Origin of the sequence: Pantoea sp. RIT-PI-b (genome assembly GCF_001187905.1) — a bacterium.
GTDB classification, from domain to species: Bacteria; Pseudomonadota; Gammaproteobacteria; order Enterobacterales; family Enterobacteriaceae; genus Pantoea; species Pantoea nemavictus.
Window position 1 is genome coordinate 45,003 of record NZ_LGIS01000020.1, and the last position, 17,216, is coordinate 62,218.

The window sequence follows — 17,216 nt, forward strand, 5'->3', positions numbered from 1 at the left end:
ATAGCATCCTGATAAAGTCATCAGGCTGGCAATGATGAGCATCCCACCTAAAACTCTTTCCATACAATCACATCCCCTGTAATGGCAACCAAGCGTTGCTATTTAATCGTAGATTTCCCTTCCGCGTTGTCAAAAAACGAGCAGTCAGAAAAATAAAATTCGTTATCCGCCAATCGCTTTACAAAAACCTCTTCCGTTCCGCCTTGATCAGTTCTACCGATCGATATTACTGTATTTATATACAGCACCTATCAGGGAGGGAGATTACCATGCCTCGCGACTACGAAATCATGATGGCTTTCAAGCAGGCTATAAAACGAGATGCATCAGGCCGCTTCACTATCAGCACGCTCGACTTTGTGAGCGAACTGGAGCGGCTCAACTGGCATTACACGCTTCGGGCAGCCAATAGTTGGATCGAGATGCACACTACGACGTTCCGCGACATCTCAGTCGCAGATGATGAAGAACGCACGTTTCAGGTGTTCAATCCCAATGGTGGCGAGTAATGTTTGCGCTCGTTGACGTGAACTCGTTTACGCCAGCTGCGAGACGGTTTTCAGGCCAGACTTGCGCGGTAAGCCGGTTCTGGTGCTGAGTAATAACGACGGCTGTGTCATTGCCCGTAGCGCCGAAGTCAAAGCGTTGAAAATCCCAATGGGAGCGCCTTACTTCAAGCTGAAGGATGAAATCAGGCAACACAAAATTCACGTGTTCAGCAGCAACTATGCGCTGTACGCCGACATTTCGAACCGGGTTATGACAACGCTGGAGCAAATGGCGCCGTCAGTCGAGGTCTACTCAATCGACGAAGCATTCATGGACCTGACCGGCGTTCGCAATTGCCGGGTTCTGGAAGATTTCGGGCGTGAGGTGCGAGAGACGGTAAAGCGTAATACTCACCTGACCGTAGGCGTCGGCATTGCACAGACTAAGACACTGGGCAAGCTCGCCAACTACGCTGCCAAAAAGTGGACACAGACCGGTGGAGTCGTTGACCTGTCGAATGTCGATCGGCAGCGAAAGCTGATGGCTCTCGTTCCCGCAGAAGAGGTATGGGCGTTGGACGGCGCATCAGCAAGAAGCTCAACGCTATGAGTATCATCACCGCTAAAGACCTGTCAGAGCAAACCACCTACATTATCCGTAAACATTTCAATGTCGTACTTGAGCGCACGGTACGTGAGCTGCGCTGCGAGCCATGCCTCGAACTGGAAGAGTTCGAGCCAACAAAGCAGCAGATCGTTTGCTCTCGCTCGTTCGGCTCACGCATCACCGAGTACATGGATATGCGTCAGGCGGTTTGCTCCTATGCAGAACGCGCTGCCGAGAAGCTAAGAAGAGAGCGTCAGTATTGCAGTCAGGTAGCTGTATTCGTCAGAACCAGCCCTCATGCCGAGGGATAGGTGTTCTACGGCAATCAGGCAATGGGCAAGCTGCGCACTCCGACTAATGACACGCGAGACATCATCCGCGTTGCCATGCAGGGACTCGACCACATATGGCGCGACGGGTGCCGGTATATGAAAGCAGGCGTGATGCTCGGCGACTTTTACAGTCAGGGCGTGTCTCTCAGCTCATTCTCTTTGATGAATTCAAACCACAGGCCAACAGCGAATCACTGATGCGTGTCATTGATGGCCTCAACCAGAGCGGGAAGGGTAAATTATGGTTTGCAGGACAGGGTATTCAGAAATCCTGGGAGATGAAGCGCGAAATGTTGTCGCCGGCATACACCACCAGACTATCAGACCTGCCCGTGGCGAAGTGACGTTCCTGCTTCAGCCGCTACAGTACATTTTATCTACCAGCGAAACTTCCAGCATGGTGGAGTTGAACGGCCGCAGGTGCATAGTCGATAAGCAGCGTTACTCGATAAACGGTGACACTGTGCTGATAGATATGTCGGGAATGTATGAGTGGGCGATGATCATGATTAAGCCGCGTCGAATCATTACCGATGATGGCGCATTCCTGATGGATGACCTGCTGAAAGATATTGCAGTGGTGGGGGAAGTGACGCATGAAATCTCGACAGTGCATGAGGATGACAGGCCGACGATTTAATTGGCAATGTGATGAAATATCTTGAACCAATTAGACACAAACTGAAAAGCCTCGGGCGTTAACCAGAGGCTTTTTCTTTGCATCCAAGATGTACGTGCATTTCACGTGCACTATTTTGTACTTTTATGTAGTTAGTTGTCTCGCTGTAATCTTTGGAGTCAGGTTACAAGAGGGGGTTATCCACGAAACGTCCTACTTAGTATGGCGGGTGAGGGGGAATTGATTCGCGACGCTCACCCTGCGGGCAGCGTCGCAGGCTCCGCTGTCCAACTGGCTGCGCCAGTTGTCGAACCCTGTCGGGGCTTCTCACCCCCTCTCTCTGCAGAATAGGCAAAAAAAAAGTCTGAACGTAAGTTCAGACTCTTCTTTAGAATGTGGCGGTGAGAGGGGGATTCGAACCCCCGATACGTTGCCGTATACACACTTTCCAGGCGTGCTCCTTCAGCCACTCGGACACCTCACCACATTTTTTTGCCAACCGCGCTGGGTCAACGGGGCGCTACTATAGGGAGATCGCTGAAAAGGGTCAAGCGCTATTTTCTCCTTTTGTTCTATCCGCTTAAGCTCTGAGCGGATTGCCTTTCCCCTGTTCAGAATGTCTGATTCTGTCATCAAACTATTCCTTTTCCGTCACAAAAATGTCACCGCATTGTCGCAGACTTGTCTGCGGAAACATTTGGTTATATCTATGGATAAGGATGCTTATAAATGAAACACATACCTCTCTTTACGGTTACGCTGCTGGCTTCTCTGGTCGCGACGTCAGCAATGGCAGAAGAGTCCAATTATTCACGCGCCGCCACCGGTGATGTGACCGAACACGGCGGGGCGCGTCGTCTTACCGGCGATCAAACCGAGGCGCTGAAAGCCTCATTAATCAATAGCACCGCGAAAAACGTGATTTTGCTGATTGGTGACGGCATGGGCGATTCGGAAATTACTGCGGCACGCAACCAGGCGCGCGGCGCTGGCGGTTTCTTCCCTGGCCTGGATGCATTACCGCTCACCGGCCAATATACCCATTACTCGCTGGACAAGAAAACCCACAAGCCTAATTACGTGACGGATTCAGCTGCGTCGGCCACCGCGTGGGCTACCGGCACCAAATCCTACAACGGTGCGATTGGCGTCGATGTTAATGGCAAAGATCAGGTGACGATTCTTGAGTTGGCGAAAGCCGCCGGTAAAGCCACCGGCAACGTCTCGACCGCTGAACTGCAGGATGCCACGCCAGCTGCGTTAATGGCGCATGTCACCTCGCGCAAATGCTACGGCCCGGAGAAAACCAGCGAGCTGTGCCCGGGCAACGCGCTGGAGCAGGGCGGTAAAGGATCGATTACTGAACAGATGCTGAAAACCCGCCCAGATGTCACGCTGGGCGGCGGTGCGAAATCCTTTAGCGAAACCGCGAAAGCCGGCGAGTATCAGGGCAAAACCCTGCGTGAACAGGCGCAGGCGCTGGGCTATCAGTGGATTGATAATCTGCAGGACATGAATGCCATTCAACAGGCCGATCAGAGCAAACCGGTTTTGGGTCTGTTCGCCGATGGCAACATGCCGGTGCGCTGGCAGGGACCAAAGGCCAGCTATCACGGCAACATTGATAAACCGGTGGTGACCTGCGAGGTGAACAAAGATCGTCCGGCTTCCGTGCCGACGCTGGCGCAGATGACCAAAAAAGCCATCAATCTGCTGAGCACTAACGACAAAGGTTTCTTCTTGCAGGTGGAAGGTGCATCGATTGATAAGCAGGATCACGCGGCCAATCCGTGCGGTCAGATTGGTGAAACCGTCGATCTGGATGAAGCGGTGCAGGAAGCGCTGGCGTTTGCGCGCGAGCACGGCGATACGCTGGTGGTGGTGACCGCCGATCACGCCCACAGCAGCCAAATCGTGGAAAACGGCACCAAAGCGCCCGGTCTGACGCAAGCGGTGAATACCAAAGATGGCGCGGTGATGACCATCAGCTACGGCAATTCAGAAGAGGATTCGCAGGAGCACACCGGAACGCAGGTGCGCATCGCAGCGTACGGTCCGCATGCGGCGAACGTGGTGGGATTAACCGATCAGACCGATCTGTTCTTTACCCTGAAGGACGCAATGGGACTTCAGTAAGGTGTTAAAACGGTCGCCATAAATGGCGACCCTACGATTTTCGTAGTGTGCGCATTGATGCGCACCTAAAATCACAATCCACGTTTCGCCATCAGGCGCGCTAAATCCACCAGACGATTAGAGAAGCCCCATTCGTTGTCGTACCAGGCGAGGATTTTCACCAGATTGCCGCCAATCACCAGCGTCGAAAGCCCATCAATAATCGATGAACGGGCATCGCCCTGATAATCGCTCGATACCAGCGGCTCGTCGCTGTATCCGAGAATCCCCTTCAGCGGACCTTCTGCCGCCGCGGCTTTAAAGGCGTTATTCACCTCTTCTGCAGTGACATCGCGTTTCAGCGTCACGGTTAAATCGACAATCGATACCACCGGCACCGGCACGCGCAGCGAATAGCCGGTCAAACGACCATCCAGCTCAGGAATCACCCGCCCCAGCGCCTTCGCCGCACCACTGGAGTAAGGCACAATCGACAGCGCCGCCGCCCGCGCACCGCGCAGATCTTTCTCTGGCTGATCGTGCAGCACCTGGCTGTTGGTATAGGCGTGCGTGGTGTTCATTAACCCGTGCTCGATACCAAATGCCTGATGCAGCACCGCCGCCGCCGGCGCTAAGCCATTAGTGGTACAGCTGCCGTTACTCACCACAAAGTGCTGCTGCGGATCGTAGCGTTGATCGTTAACGCCCAGCACAATGGTCAGGTCGTCATTTTTACCGGGCGCGGAGATAATCACGCGTTTGGCGCCGCCGCTGGTGATATGCACGGCGGCTTTGTCGCGCTCGGTAAAGAAGCCGGTGGCTTCAATCACGATATCGACGCCGACATCCTGCCAGCGAATATTGGCCGGATCGCGCTCGCTGAAGACGCGCACAGATTTGCCATCAATACGCAGTTCGCCTTCACCCGCTTCTACTTCAGCGGGCAAGCGGCCGAGCAGCGAGTCGTGTTTCAGCAGATGGGCGAGGGTTTTGCTGTCAGTGAGATCGTTAATGGCGACGATTTCAATATCGTCGCTGCCGAGTGCTGCGCGAAAAACGTTACGTCCGATACGGCCAAAGCCGTTAATGCCGATCTTAGTCATGATTGACTCCTTTTCCGATTATGCTGGAGTCACTCTAGGCCGATGGCGCGTTGGCGTAAACGCCAAATAACGATCACTTTACGCCAACTTTTTGCAGTGAAAGCGCTGGCGATATTCGCCTGGCGTGAGATGCAGCTGACGTTCAAAGCAGCGACGTAGATTGATGCTGCTGCCAAAGCCGGTCGCCAGCGCGATGCGTTCAAGCGTGTCATGAGTTTGTTCTAAACGCTCACGCGCGGCGGCGAGACGCGCTTCTGCCACATAGCGCGCGGGCGGTGCGCCGGTTTCGCGGGTGAAAACGCGGGTGAAATTACGCGGACTCATGGCGACGCGCTCGGCCAGCTTCTCCACCGCCAGGTCCTCGGCGAGGTTGGCGCGGATCCAGCGTTGCAGTTCACTGATTGGGCCGATGCCGCTCGGCGATTGCAGATGGAAGCGGCTGAACTGCATCTGCCCGCCGGGACGGCGCAGATACATCACCATGTCCTGCGCAATATTGCGCGCTACGCTGAAGCCGCAATCCGCTTCCACCAGCGCCAGCGTCAGGTCAAAGCCGGAGCTGACGCCGCCGGAGGTCCAGATCGGACCATCCTGAATATACAGCGGACCGCCCTCCACCTGGATCTGCGGAAAACGCGCTTGCAGGGTATCGAGCAGGCGCCAGTGCGTGGTGGCGCGGCGACCCTCCAGCAGGCCCGCTTCGGCCAGCAGCATCGCGCCGCCGCACACCGAAACCACGCGGCGCGCCTGCGGTGCCGCCAGCTTAACGAAATCGACCACCATATTGCCCTCTTCAGCGCTGTCGCCGCGTCCGGTGATCATAATGGTGTCCCAGGCGGTGCGCGGATCAACGTCCGCCAGTTTTAGGTCGGCTAACAGGTTGAGGCCGGATTGACCGTGGATCACCTGATGCGATTGGGTGGTGGCGAGGCTAACGCGATAGCGTGGTTGATCGACGCCCGCCGGTAAATGCTGATTGGCGCGCATCAGGATATCGGCGATGCCCGCCGCTTCGAACAGCATGCCGCCGTCGGGCACAATAATCAGAAAGGTTTTCATGGCGTAAAAAAGACACTTTAACGAAATAAGCCAAAGTGTCGCATGAAGTCAATCTTTTGCACAATCTGTAGCGGCGCAATTTATTGCGCAATAAATTGCGCCGCTACGGGATGATGAGGTTATCAATATCGATTAGACAGCGGAATTATCCGCCACACCAATCCGCCACTGCTCCGGCGGTAGAGTGCCATTCACCGCAAAATCCCCAACGATGCGATCTTTGTAAATACGTGGATTGTGTGACGAAAGGGTACGTGCATTGCGCCAGAAGCGATCCAGCGCCAGCGGTTTCAGCGTCGCGGATGCGCCTAACGCATCGAACAGCGTCGAGCTGGCATTAAGCAGCAGATCGCTCACCACATTGAGCGACTGCGAGACTTCCAGCTCGGCAATCGCCACCGCCTGGTTTTCCTGTTCCTGATCGCCGCTCAGGTGCGCATCAAACGCGCGTTGCACCGCGCTGGCGGCGTGCAGCACTATCGCGCCGCTGCTGTAGGCCGCACCGCGCAGGCGTCCAACCACCTGTAAAACCTGCGCATCCTGAGCGGCACGCGGCGCATTACCGTTACTGTAAGTGCGCGTGCGCGCAGCCACCTGCTGCGCCACTTCACCGCTCTGCGCGCGGCCAATGCCGGCCAGCGTTGCCAGATGGATCAGCTGGTAGAACGCCGGTGAATAGCGGAAATGCACCTCTTCGTTGAGGTCATCGGCGCCGATGGCCACCTTGTCGAAAATCGCCGTGCCGCTGGCGGTCAGCGTCTGGCCAAAGCCATTCCAGTCATCCAGCACCGTCACGCCAGGCGCGTTGCGCGCAACGGTAACCGACACGCCTTTGCCATTTTCATCGGTGATGCCAACGTCGATCCAGTCCGCATACAGCGAACCGGTGGTGTAAAATTTCCGGCCGTTTAGCTGCCAGCGGTCGTCGTGGCGCTCGATGCGCGTAGAGAATTCAGACTGGCGCGCATCGCCGGTTTCGCTCCACGCCGGGCCGACAATTTCGCCACGTCCCAGTCGTGTCAGCCACGTCTCCCGATAGCTGCTGCTGGCGCTGTTCAGCACATTTTCGACAAAGCCGAGATGACCGCGAATCGACTGCACCAGATTGGAATCCGCCTCGCCGAGTTCAATCAGCAGATTAAACAGCTCCGGCAGCGTGGCGCCAAGTCCACCGGCGCTCTCCGGCACCCGCAGCGCGGTGAAGCCACTCTGCTTTAGCCAGGCGATCTGCTCCAGCGGCAGTTGACGCTGCAGTTCACGCTCAATCGCGCCTGCACGGATTTTCTCAAACAGCGGACGAAAGCGCTCCGCCAGCTGTTCATAACGGGATGACGGACCCGCCCCCCAACCTGATTCGATTTGCGACATGACGCGGCTCTCCAGCAAAGAAATTTGCCTTCACTATGTCATCGCCGTCGGGCGCTAAATAATGCTTTTTCTCACTAAGCTATTTCACTGGCTAGCTATCAAAACGCTATTTCACTATGTGGAACAATAAATCCGCTTTCGCATATTCACTGCCGATATTGTTATTTGCCGCGCTGATTATCTGTGCTCTATTCAAACGCTATTCCAAAAAGCACCCATTAAATTTCCAGATAATATCATTTCACGCGGAATAGGTCCGCGGGGGAAATAGATGATTGGCTTGCATTAGGGAAACGGTAGAAAAATGATCTCAAAGCCCATTCAGCGATTAATCATTCCAATAATGGCGGCACTCAGCGGTGCGGCGCTGCTGCATAACGCCAGCGCCGCGACCTCGGCACCGACAAGCAGCGACGGTACATTAGTCTATCTGCACGAGCAGGAGCCGCCTTGCTTGTGGGGCGGATGGGTGCAGCAAGCGTATTTGTCGCGTCAGGTATTTGATTATTTAGTCAGTTATGACAACGGACAAATTCGGCCGTGGCTGGCTTCCAGTTGGAGTGAATCCGCCGATCGTAAAACTATTACTTTTCATTTACGTCATGACGTGAAATTTACCGATGGCGATATATTTAATGCCGATGCGGTGATAGCGAATTATCCAGCGTGGCAAAAAGGAATTGGCTGGCACGGATTCACTTATATGACCGGATTTACCAAAGTCGATGATTATACCGTGGCGCTGCATTTATCTGAGCCCAATCCGGAAATATATAATGTGCTGGCAAATGGTCATTATGGTTTTCAATCGCCGGATTCGCTGGCGCATAACAGCAGCGAACAGAAGTGTTTACGCCCGGTGGGTACCGGCCCCTGGAAAGTGGCGCGCTGGGTACGCGGCGATGGTATCAGCTTTGTGCGCAACGATGATTATCGCTGGGCGCCGCCGAATGCGCACCACAACGGCCCGGCCTATATCAAACATCTGGAGTGGAAATTTGTGCCGGATGCCACCACGCGCTGGGGCGCGCTGGTCAGCGGCGGTGCGGATGTCATCTATCAGCCGCCGTCGGCGCAGTGGCAGGCACTGCAGCACCAATATCAAACGCTGTCGTATGTCGCCACCGGGCGGCCGCAGGCCTTCTCCTTTAATGTGCAGCGCGGTCCGTTCACCGATCGGCGCGTGCGTCAGGCATTTGCCTACGCGCTGGACCGCAAGCAGATCGTCAAAACCGTATTTAAAGGCGCGGTGCCGTATGAGGGCAACGGCTCGCTGAGTAAAAGCACGCCGCTCTATCTGAATGTTGACGATCGCTACTCGCTGAACATTGCCAAAGCCAATCAGCTGCTGGATCAAGCGGGCTGGACCGGGCGCGATGCCGCCGGTTATCGCACCAAAGACGGTCAAACGCTGGATGCCCGCTTGCCATTTATCCAGGCGATTATCGACCAGGAGGGCGCGCTGATGCTGCAGGCGGTGCAGGATCAGGTCAAGCGCGTCGGCATCAAGCTGGATCTGATTCCGCTGACGCAAACCGAAGGCTTTGCCGGTGCGCGTTCGCGTCCGGCGGATAAGGAAATCAGCTTTGGCTACTGGGTGTGGCCATCGCCTAATATCCTCGACATCGTCTACAACCATGCGCTGAACGGCGCGTTCAACGGCAACAACACCAGCTTTTTCAACAATCCCGAGGTGGAAGCGCAAATCCTTGATGCACAGCGCGAGCCCAATCCCCAGCTGCGCCAGCAGAAGTTCGACGTGCTGCAAAAGTGGTTTGACGATCAGGCGATTGCCATCGGCGGCTACAACTTCACCTACAACGTCGCCATCGCCCATAACATCCGCGGGCTTTGGCAGGATCAGGGCAACGGATTGCTGAACTTTAACGATGCGTACTTCGTGCAGGAGAAGCCATGAGTGAATTAACGTCCGCGCCGCAGAGCAGCGCTAGCCGGGTTGAGGATCGGGTCGCAGCGCGCAGCCGCAGCGTGACACTGTTGCGCAGCGTAAGCGTGCGCATCGCCTCGGCGCTGTTTGTATTGTGGGGCACCATCACCGTGACCTTTTTGGTGCTGTCGGTGCTACCGGGCGATCGCGCCACCATCCTGCTGAATATCACCTCCGGGCAGGTGATTGAACGCACCCCGGCGGAGCTGGCGCCCATCAACGCGCAGTACGGTTTCGATAAGCCGATCGCTGAGCAGTATCTGCACTATTTCTGGCAGCTGCTGCACGCCGATTTTGGTTTCTCGTTCGAGTTACAGCGCCCGGTGGTGCACATCATCGCCGAGCAGCTGCTGCCGACCTTTACGCTGGCGATAGCCGCGCTGCTGCTGGCATGGATGATCGCCATTCCGTGGACGCTGCTTACCGCCGGGCGCCATCGTCGTCTGGCGGCGTTTGGCTCGGCGCTGGAAACCATCATGGCCGGATTGCCGCAGTACTGGATTGGCATCCTGCTGCTGATTGTCTTCGCCATCGGGTTACGCTGGTTCCCGGTGGTGGGCGGCACCAGCCTGCTGGGTACGGTGCTTCCAGCGATCACGCTGGCGATTCCATTGGCGGGCTTTCTTGGTCACGCGATTCGCGACGAGTTTGAGCGCAGCATGCAGCAACCGTTTGTGCTGTCGGCGCGGGCGCGCGGCATGAGCCTGGCGGGCGTGCGATGGCGTCACGTGTTGCGCCACGCGCTGATTCCCGCCATCACCTTAAGCGGCTGGGCGATTGGCAACCTGCTGTCGGGTGCGGTGCTGGTAGAAGCGGTGTTTGCCCGCCCGGGACTCGGCAACGTGCTGGTCAATGCGGTCAGTAACAAGGACTTCGCGCTGGTCTCCGGCATCGTGATTCTTATCAGTTTCCTCTACATCGTGATTAACCTGGTGGTTGACCTGATTTACCTGATCGTCGATCCCCGTCTGCGAGGTCGTGTATGACGACTCATCTCACTGCATATGCTGGCGCGCAGACACAACGCGCCCGCTGGCAACTGCCGCTTTCGGTGCTGCTTTCCGCCGTTGTGGCGCTGTTCTTTATTCTCGCGGCGGCGGTGCCCGGCGTGTTGGCGACGCACGATCCGTTCGCCACCGATCTCTATCGTGCGCTGCAAGCGCCTTCGTGGACCAACTGGCTCGGCACCGATGATATTGGCCGCGATCTGTATAGCCGCATTATCTGGGGCACGCGCCAGTCGTTGCTGATTGGTATCGGCGCCATGGCCATCGCGCTGTTCGGCGCCATTGTGTTGGGCTTCAGCGCCGCGCTCGGTCCGCGCTGGCTGGCCGAGCCGGTGAATCGCCTGCTGGAGATTTTGCTGGCGTTTCCCACCCTGCTGCTGGCGCTGCTGTTTGTCGCCTTGCTGGGGCCGTCCGCCAGCAGTTTGCTGATCTCGGTGGGCATTGGCACCGCGCCGGGCTATGCGCGTTTAGTGCGGGCGCAGGCGCTGCAGGTGAAGCAATCCGGCTACGTCGAAGCGGCGCGTGCGCTTGGTCATCCGTGGCATCGGCTGTTTCTCCAGCACATCGCACCCAACGTGTTCCGACCGCTGTTCTCGCTGGTGGCGCTGGGCATCGGACAATCGGTGGTGTGGGCATCCGGCTTGTCGTTTCTCGGTTTAGGCGTGGTGCCGCCGTCGCCGGAGTGGGGCGCGCTGCTTGAAGCCGGAAAAATTAATGTCACCGTGGCGTGGTGGCTGGAAGTGTTGCCGGGCATTGCGATTGTGCTGGTGGCGCTGTCGTTTACGCAAATTGGCCGCTACATCCAGCAGCGAGCTGAAGGAGAGAAGCGCTAATGAGCCATAACGTGATTGAAGTCCGTGATCTGAATATCTGGGCGCGCGCTGAGAACAGCGCGCCGCGCCATATTGTGAAGAACGTTAGCTTTGCGCTGCAACGGGGCCAATGTCTGGCGCTGGTCGGTGAATCAGGTTCAGGAAAAAGCGTCACGGCGCGCGCGCTGGTGGGACTGGCGGGCGATCAGCTGCAGGTGCAGGCCGACACGCTGAACCTCAATGGTGAGACGCTGCTTGGGCGCAGCGACGGCTGGTGGCGACGCGTGCGCGGCAGCAAAGTCGGTTTTATTTTGCAGGATGCGCTGGTGTCACTCGATCCGCTGCGACCGGTGGGTAAAGAGATTGCCGAAGCGCTGGCGCTGCACGGCTGGGGTAATGCCGCCAGCCGTCAGCAGAAAGTGCACGCGCTGCTGGAAGAGGTCGGCGTGCCGCAGGCGGCGTATCGCGCCAGCCAGCGACCGGGCGAGTTGTCTGGCGGCCTGCGCCAGCGCGCGCTGATCGCCTCGGCGATTGCGTTGCACCCCGAGGTCCTGATCGCCGATGAACCAACTACCGCGCTGGATGTGACGGTGCAAGCGCAGGTGCTGGAGGTGCTGCGGCAGATGCTGGATCGCGGCACCAGCGTGATTCTGATCAGTCACGATCTGGCGGTGGTGGCAAAAGTCGCCGATCAGATTCTGGTGATGCAGGGCGGTGCGATTGTGGAAGCGGGCGCCGCGCAGCAGGTGCTACAGCAGCCGCAACATCCGTATACCCAGGGTTTGATCAACGCCATTCCCAGCGAGCACACCAAAGGGCAGCGCCTTTCCGGCAGCGCCCCCGGCGCACCGGCACCAGCGGTGGCGAAATCGGCGGAAGTGCTGCTGGAAGCGCGCCATATCGTGAAGCGTTTTCGCGGGCACAGCGCGGTAGCCGATGTTTCGTTTACCCTACGACGCGGCGAAACGCTGGGCATTGTGGGTGAATCGGGTTCTGGCAAAACCACCTTGTCGCGCATCGCGCTGGCGCTGGAAACGCCGGACAGCGGCGAGGTGCGGTTTGCTGGCCAGCCGTGGAGCCACGCGTCCGCTGCCGCTCAGCGCGCGATTCGCCGCCAGATTGCCGTGGTGTATCAGGATCCGCTTTCATCTTTCGACCCGCGCTGGCGGGTAGCCGACATCCTGCTGGACGCGATTGCCTTAGATCAGCATCCGGCAACGCACACCCCGCGTGACCGTGCCATCAGCCTGCTGCAATCGGTTGGACTCGGCGCGGAACATCTTAACCAATGGCCGGCGCGCATGTCGGGCGGCCAGCGTCAGCGCGTGGCGATTGCCCGCGCCATCGCCACCCATCCGCAGGTCATCGTGCTGGATGAGGCGGTCTCGGCGTTGGACGTCACCATTCAGGCGCAGATTCTTGATCTGCTTAGCGATCTGCAGGCGCAGCTTGGCGTCAGCTATCTGTTTATCTCGCACGACCTCGGCGTCATTCATCACATGAGCGATCGCGTGCTGGTGATGCAAAACGGCCTGGCCGTCGAGCAGGGCGCCGCCGATGAGGTGTTCTATCGCCCGCGCCATCCCTATACCCAAAAGTTACTTGCCTCGCTGCCTCGTCTGGCCGCGCGGGAAATCGCCTAACTTTGCTACTGGAGCGAACATGTCACGCGAACTGATTTATAACGGATTTTTGCACCTCACGCCCAACCACCACAGCCACGGCTACTGGCGCACGCCGGAAGGCCAGGTGCAGTACGGGTACAACCAGCTTGATGCCTACGTGAAGACGGTGAAAACCCTGGAGAAAGGGCTGTTTGATACCTTGTTCATTGCCGATGTGGTGGGGGTGTATGACATCGAGTATGGCGATGGCAAAACCACCATCAGCGCTGGCACGCAGTTCCCCGAACCCGATCCAATCACCATCCTCTCGGCGCTGGGTCTGGCCACGGAGAACCTGGGACTGGTGGTGACCAGCAACGTGATTCAGGCGCATCCGTTCTCGTTTGCGCGCCAGATCTCCTCGCTGGATGAGTTTACCCGCGGGCGCATTGGCTGGAATATCGTCACTTCGTATCTCTCCAACGGCTTTCGCAACTACGGCTATCAAGACATTGTGCCGCACGACGAGCGCTACGAGTGGGCGCAAGAGTATCTGGATGTGGCGTACAAACTGTGGGAGCTGTCGTGGGAAGAGGGCGCGGTGCTGCACGATCCCGCCACTAATCGCTTTTTCGATGCCGATAAGATTCACAAAATTAACCACGTCGGTAAGCGCTATCGCGTGGAGGGGCCGCATATTGTTGAGCCGTCGCCGCAGCGCAGCCCGGTGTTCTTCCAGGCCGGCAACTCCGACGCTGGACGACGCTTTGCCGCACGCAATGCCGAAGTCACTTTCCTGCCGTCACAAACGCCGGATACCGCGCGCAAAGATATCGCCATCCTGAATCAGGATGTGGTGGATTACGGTCGCCAACCGGAAGATTTGAAAAAGCTGGTGATGCTGTCAACCGTAATCGGATCCACCGAGGAGGAGGCGAAGCGCAAGCAGCAATATCTGTTCGACAACATCGATATCAACGCGCTGCAAGGGTTCTACAGCGGCGGTTCCGGCATCGATCTGGCCAATATCGATCCCGACACGCCGCTGACTGAGCTCAGCCGTCGCGAGGCGTTCAGCCAGCATATGCGCTCTAAATTCCGTATCGCGGTAGATGCGGATTACGGCCAGGGCCGCGTACTGACGTGGCGTGAATACCTGATCCAGCACGCGTTGCTGCCGGGCCGTTTTGCCGGTACGCCCGAGCAGATTGCCGATCGCGTGCAGCAATTTGCGGACGCCGGTGTTGATGGCTTTAACGTGGTGCCCGTTACCACGCTCGGCTGGTGGGATGAGTGGGTCGAGCATGTGGTGCCGGTGCTGCAGAAGCGCGGTCTGGCGCAGACGGCGTATAAGCCAGGCACGCTGCGCGAGAAGATTTTCGGCAAAGAGAGCCGGCTGCCCGCGTCGCATCCGCAAAGGAAGTTGACGTTGGGTTGAGTGGTGGCTTTAGTCAAAATGTGCTGGCTATCCCCTCCTGTCCGTGCTGGCTGTCCCCCTCCTCGGTCCTCCCCCACAAGTGGGGGAGGAAGATGCTGCTATATGTGAGTTCTGTAGCTGCACGTGGCTGCGTCTCCTTCCCCCAGTTGTGGGGGAGTAAGATGCTGCTATATGTGAGTTCTGTAGCTGCACGTGGCGGCGTCTCCTTCCCCCCCCGGGGGGGGAAGGCCGGGATGGGGGACAGCCAGCACGGACCGAGGAGGGGGACAGCAGCACTATCCATTCATGGCGACCGCTAATTAATGAATCCTACTCATAGAGCCAATCCTCTTTCAGGCCATTATCTTCACTATCCCATCCGCTACTATGGGCGAATTCGATCTCTCTGGAATTCAACATGGATCACGCCTCAACGCGTTCGCAATCCTTCACCGTCAAATCAAGCGGTTTGCCCTTTATCCTTATTCTCAGTGCGTTGATGGCGATCACCTCGTTATCCACGGATATCTATCTGCCCGCCATGCCGCTGATGGCGCAAGAGCTGCACGGCGACGCTGAGCTGACCATTACCGGATTTCTCATCGGCTTCTGTATTGCCCAGCTCATCTGGGGACCGCTCAGCGATCATTTTGGCCGCAAAGTGCCGCTGTTTATCGGATTGGTGCTATTTGTGATGGGTTCTGTCGGCTGTGCGCTCTCCAGCGACATCACGCAGATTGTGTTCTGGCGGGTGTTTCAGGCGCTGGGTGCCTGTACCGGGCCGATGCTGGCACGCGCGATGATCCGCGATCTTTTTGCCCGCACCCGCGCTGCGCAGATGCTCTCCACGCTGATGGTGGTGATGGCGATTGCACCGATTGCCGGGCCGCTGCTGGGCGGGCAGATGATCAAAGTCACCTCGTGGCACACGATTTTTTGGCTGCTGGCGGCCATCGGCTGCGTCATGTTGGTGCTGATGTGCTGGTTGCCCGAAACCTTACCGGCGGACAAGCGGATAAAGGCGTCGCTTACCGGGGCGTTTAGCAACTATCTTGCCCTGCTGAAAAACCGCCATTTCATGCGCTTTACGCTGTGCGTGGCGTTCTACTACGTGGCGGCTTACGCCTTTATTACCGGCTCGCCGTTTGTCTACATCACCTATTTCGGCATTGATGCGCAGCATTATGGCTGGCTGTTCGCGCTGAATGTGGTGGGGTTAATGGCGGTAAGCATGGTGAACCGACGTTTGGTGCACCGCTATCCGCTGGAATCCCTGCTCAAAATGGCGGTGACCACCGCCACCCTCGCTGCGTTAATTTTGGCGCTGAGCGCCAAACTGGACTTCGGCGGCATCCTGATGATTATTCTGCCGGTGTTTGTGTTCTTCTCGATGAACGGCATTATCGCGGCAACTTCCACGGCGGCCGCCATGGATACCGTGCCCAATATGGCGGGTTCCGCCTCAGCGCTCATCGGCTCGCTGCAATACGGCAGCGGCATTATCTCGTCGTTGCTGCTGGCGCTACTCAGCGATGGCACGCCCTGGACCATGGCGTGGATTATCGCGCTGTTTACCGTGGCAAGCGCGGTGATGGCGCTCAGCGCCGCCACGGTAAAATCTCACGGTTAAATGTTTTGGTCGAAGAACGGATCGAGTTGGCCCATCGCCTGATCGACATAACGCGGTACCCAATACGTCTCGATGTGCGTTGCGCCTTCAATCAGATACAGCTTTTTGTTGGTGGTGCCGGTGGCTTTGCTAAACGCACTTTGCGTCATGTACAGCGAATCAGCTTTGCTGCCCGCCATCATCAGCACCGGCTGATTAATCAGGTCCATGTTGCTTTGAGCGTCAAAGCGCATCAAATCCAGCAGGCTGCTGGTGGTGTAGCGGAAGGTTGAATTCGGATGTGCATGGGTTTTCCAGTAGTACTCGTAGCCCTGGCGATAGAGATCGAACGGCAGTTTAGCGATCTGCTCATCTGTCAGATTGGCATCGCCGGAGTAGGTGACTTCACCAGTGGTGGCTTCTTTGCTGCGTGCCTCGGTTGCTGCCCGCAGGCGATCCTGAATCGTCGCGAGCTGTGAATCCTGATAGCCGTTACGCCGCACCTGGCCGGAATCAAACATGCTCAGGGTGGCCAACGCTTTAAAACGTTTATCGGTCTGCGCGGCTTTGAGGGCATAGCCGCCGCCACCGCAGATACCCAGTAAACCGATGCGTTTCGCATCCACGCCGGGATAGCGACTCAGGTAATCCGCCATGCCGTGAATATCTTCGATACGGTTAGCCGGTTTATCTACGCTGCGCGGCATGCCGCCACTGGCACCTTGATAGGCGGCATCGGCGGTGATGGTGATGTAACCGTGCTCGGCAAGACGCTGCGCGTAGAGGCCGGCAACTTGCTCTTTCACCCCGCCGTTAGGATGAGCGACCACGATGGCCGGATAGTGTTTCGCCGGGTCGTAATTGGCGGGCGTATAGACGTTGGCAGCGATTTGCAGCCCGTGCAGATCATACTTCACCGGATGGATGTTGACCTTGCCCGCCACGTTTTGCGTGATGGCGCCGTGATAAACCAGGGGGAAAGGGCTCTGTGGGTCGTTAGCGGCCTGTGCACTTACGGACATTGCTGCGATCAGCAGGGCATGGATAGCAGTGAGTTTCATCTTCGCTCCCGGAGAAAAGTCGCGGCCTGCAAAGTGGGCTCGCGAGAGTGATATCGTCGGGTGAGCT

The 17,216-nt window shown here is 57.4% G+C and carries 13 protein-coding genes, 1 tRNA gene and 1 pseudogene; 10 read left to right on the forward strand and 5 right to left on the reverse strand.

The window, feature by feature from the left end:
* Positions 1 to 269: 269 nt before the first annotated feature.
* The 3 genes and pseudogenes from AC790_RS12730 (at position 270) to AC790_RS24890 (ending at position 2,067) form a co-directional block, all read left to right on the forward strand.
* Positions 270 to 509 (forward strand): hypothetical protein, encoded by a 240-nt coding sequence (locus AC790_RS12730; RefSeq protein WP_049852017.1) that lies wholly within the window; start codon positions 270 to 272, stop codon positions 507 to 509.
* Positions 509 to 1,771: pseudogene (umuC, locus tag AC790_RS12735) on the forward strand (translesion error-prone DNA polymerase V subunit UmuC). Before AC790_RS12730 ends, umuC begins: the two are co-directional and overlap by 1 nt.
* 119 nt (positions 1,772 to 1,890) lie before the next feature.
* The gene (locus AC790_RS24890) at positions 1,891 to 2,067 is read left to right on the forward strand and encodes a hypothetical protein (RefSeq protein WP_161804880.1); all 177 of its coding nucleotides are present in this window, start codon (positions 1,891 to 1,893) and stop codon (positions 2,065 to 2,067) included.
* A 375-nt stretch (positions 2,068 to 2,442) separates the two neighbouring features.
* On the opposite strand, the gene AC790_RS12745 is transcribed toward AC790_RS24890, so the two are convergent.
* Positions 2,443 to 2,530: transfer RNA gene (locus tag AC790_RS12745), tRNA-Ser, on the reverse strand.
* Between the two features lie 245 nt (positions 2,531 to 2,775).
* On the opposite strand from AC790_RS12745, the gene phoA reads away from it, so the two are divergent.
* Complete coding sequence (gene phoA, locus AC790_RS12750) at positions 2,776 to 4,182, forward strand: alkaline phosphatase (protein ID WP_049852019.1); 1,407 nt, start codon at positions 2,776 to 2,778, stop codon at positions 4,180 to 4,182.
* Between the two features lie 71 nt (positions 4,183 to 4,253).
* Here phoA and gap read toward each other — a convergent pair whose 3' ends face one another.
* The 3 genes from gap to AC790_RS12765 all read right to left on the reverse strand — a co-directional run bounded on the left by gap (position 4,254) and on the right by AC790_RS12765 (position 7,691).
* Positions 4,254 to 5,264: a type I glyceraldehyde-3-phosphate dehydrogenase gene (gap, locus tag AC790_RS12755; RefSeq protein ID WP_049852020.1), complete on the reverse strand. Its 1,011-nt coding sequence runs from the start codon at positions 5,262 to 5,264 to the stop codon at positions 4,254 to 4,256.
* Positions 5,265 to 5,342: 78 nt separating this feature from the next.
* Complete coding sequence (locus AC790_RS12760; RefSeq protein WP_049852021.1) at positions 5,343 to 6,323, reverse strand: GlxA family transcriptional regulator; 981 nt, start codon at positions 6,321 to 6,323, stop codon at positions 5,343 to 5,345.
* 132 nt (positions 6,324 to 6,455) lie between these two features.
* Positions 6,456 to 7,691 (reverse strand): acyl-CoA dehydrogenase family protein, encoded by a 1,236-nt coding sequence (locus tag AC790_RS12765; protein WP_049852022.1) that lies wholly within the window; start codon positions 7,689 to 7,691, stop codon positions 6,456 to 6,458.
* A 304-nt stretch (positions 7,692 to 7,995) separates the two neighbouring features.
* Here AC790_RS12765 and AC790_RS12770 point away from each other — a divergent pair, with 304 nt between their 5' ends.
* From AC790_RS12770 to AC790_RS12800, 6 genes are all read left to right on the forward strand, one after another.
* Positions 7,996 to 9,609 carry an ABC transporter substrate-binding protein gene (locus tag AC790_RS12770; protein WP_049852023.1) on the forward strand — a complete coding sequence of 538 codons (1,614 nt, stop codon included), beginning with the start codon at positions 7,996 to 7,998 and terminating at the stop codon, positions 9,607 to 9,609.
* Positions 9,606 to 10,625, forward strand: coding sequence for an ABC transporter permease (locus AC790_RS12775; RefSeq protein WP_049852024.1), 1,020 nt, complete (start codon positions 9,606 to 9,608; stop codon positions 10,623 to 10,625). Before AC790_RS12770 ends, AC790_RS12775 begins: the two co-directional genes overlap by 4 nt.
* Positions 10,622 to 11,479: an ABC transporter permease gene (locus tag AC790_RS12780; RefSeq protein WP_049852025.1), complete on the forward strand. Its 858-nt coding sequence runs from the start codon at positions 10,622 to 10,624 to the stop codon at positions 11,477 to 11,479. Before AC790_RS12775 ends, AC790_RS12780 begins: the two co-directional genes overlap by 4 nt.
* Complete coding sequence (locus AC790_RS12785) at positions 11,479 to 13,101, forward strand: ABC transporter ATP-binding protein (protein WP_049852026.1); 1,623 nt, start codon at positions 11,479 to 11,481, stop codon at positions 13,099 to 13,101. Before AC790_RS12780 ends, AC790_RS12785 begins: the two co-directional genes overlap by 1 nt.
* A gap of 19 nt (positions 13,102 to 13,120) precedes the next feature.
* Positions 13,121 to 14,500 (forward strand): NtaA/DmoA family FMN-dependent monooxygenase, encoded by a 1,380-nt coding sequence (locus tag AC790_RS12790; RefSeq protein ID WP_049852027.1) that lies wholly within the window; start codon positions 13,121 to 13,123, stop codon positions 14,498 to 14,500.
* A gap of 397 nt (positions 14,501 to 14,897) precedes the next feature.
* On the forward strand, positions 14,898 to 16,109 hold the full coding sequence (locus AC790_RS12800) for a multidrug effflux MFS transporter (protein WP_049852029.1): 1,212 nt from the start codon (positions 14,898 to 14,900) through the stop codon (positions 16,107 to 16,109).
* Here AC790_RS12800 and AC790_RS12805 read toward each other — a convergent pair.
* Positions 16,106 to 17,149, reverse strand: coding sequence for an alpha/beta hydrolase (locus tag AC790_RS12805; protein ID WP_049852030.1), 1,044 nt, complete (start codon positions 17,147 to 17,149; stop codon positions 16,106 to 16,108). The two genes, AC790_RS12800 and AC790_RS12805, sit on opposite strands and share 4 nt — an antisense overlap.
* Positions 17,150 to 17,216: the final 67 nt, after the last annotated feature.

Coding starts and splice junctions, on each gene's coding strand:
- AC790_RS12805 (WP_049852030.1), bottom strand. CDS start 17,149: ATGAAACTCACTGCTATCCATGCCCTGCTGATCGCAGCAATGTCCGTA.
- AC790_RS12765 (WP_049852022.1), bottom strand. CDS start 7,691: ATGTCGCAAATCGAATCAGGTTGGGGGGCGGGTCCGTCATCCCGTTAT.
- AC790_RS12800 (WP_049852029.1), top strand. CDS start 14,898: ATGGATCACGCCTCAACGCGTTCGCAATCCTTCACCGTCAAATCAAGC.
- AC790_RS12775 (WP_049852024.1), top strand. CDS start 9,606: ATGAGTGAATTAACGTCCGCGCCGCAGAGCAGCGCTAGCCGGGTTGAG.
- AC790_RS12785 (WP_049852026.1), top strand. CDS start 11,479: ATGAGCCATAACGTGATTGAAGTCCGTGATCTGAATATCTGGGCGCGC.
- AC790_RS12760 (WP_049852021.1), bottom strand. CDS start 6,323: ATGAAAACCTTTCTGATTATTGTGCCCGACGGCGGCATGCTGTTCGAA.
- AC790_RS12780 (WP_049852025.1), top strand. CDS start 10,622: ATGACGACTCATCTCACTGCATATGCTGGCGCGCAGACACAACGCGCC.
- phoA (WP_049852019.1), top strand. CDS start 2,776: ATGAAACACATACCTCTCTTTACGGTTACGCTGCTGGCTTCTCTGGTC.
- AC790_RS12770 (WP_049852023.1), top strand. CDS start 7,996: ATGATCTCAAAGCCCATTCAGCGATTAATCATTCCAATAATGGCGGCA.
- AC790_RS12730 (WP_049852017.1), top strand. CDS start 270: ATGCCTCGCGACTACGAAATCATGATGGCTTTCAAGCAGGCTATAAAA.
- AC790_RS12790 (WP_049852027.1), top strand. CDS start 13,121: ATGTCACGCGAACTGATTTATAACGGATTTTTGCACCTCACGCCCAAC.
- gap (WP_049852020.1), bottom strand. CDS start 5,264: ATGACTAAGATCGGCATTAACGGCTTTGGCCGTATCGGACGTAACGTT.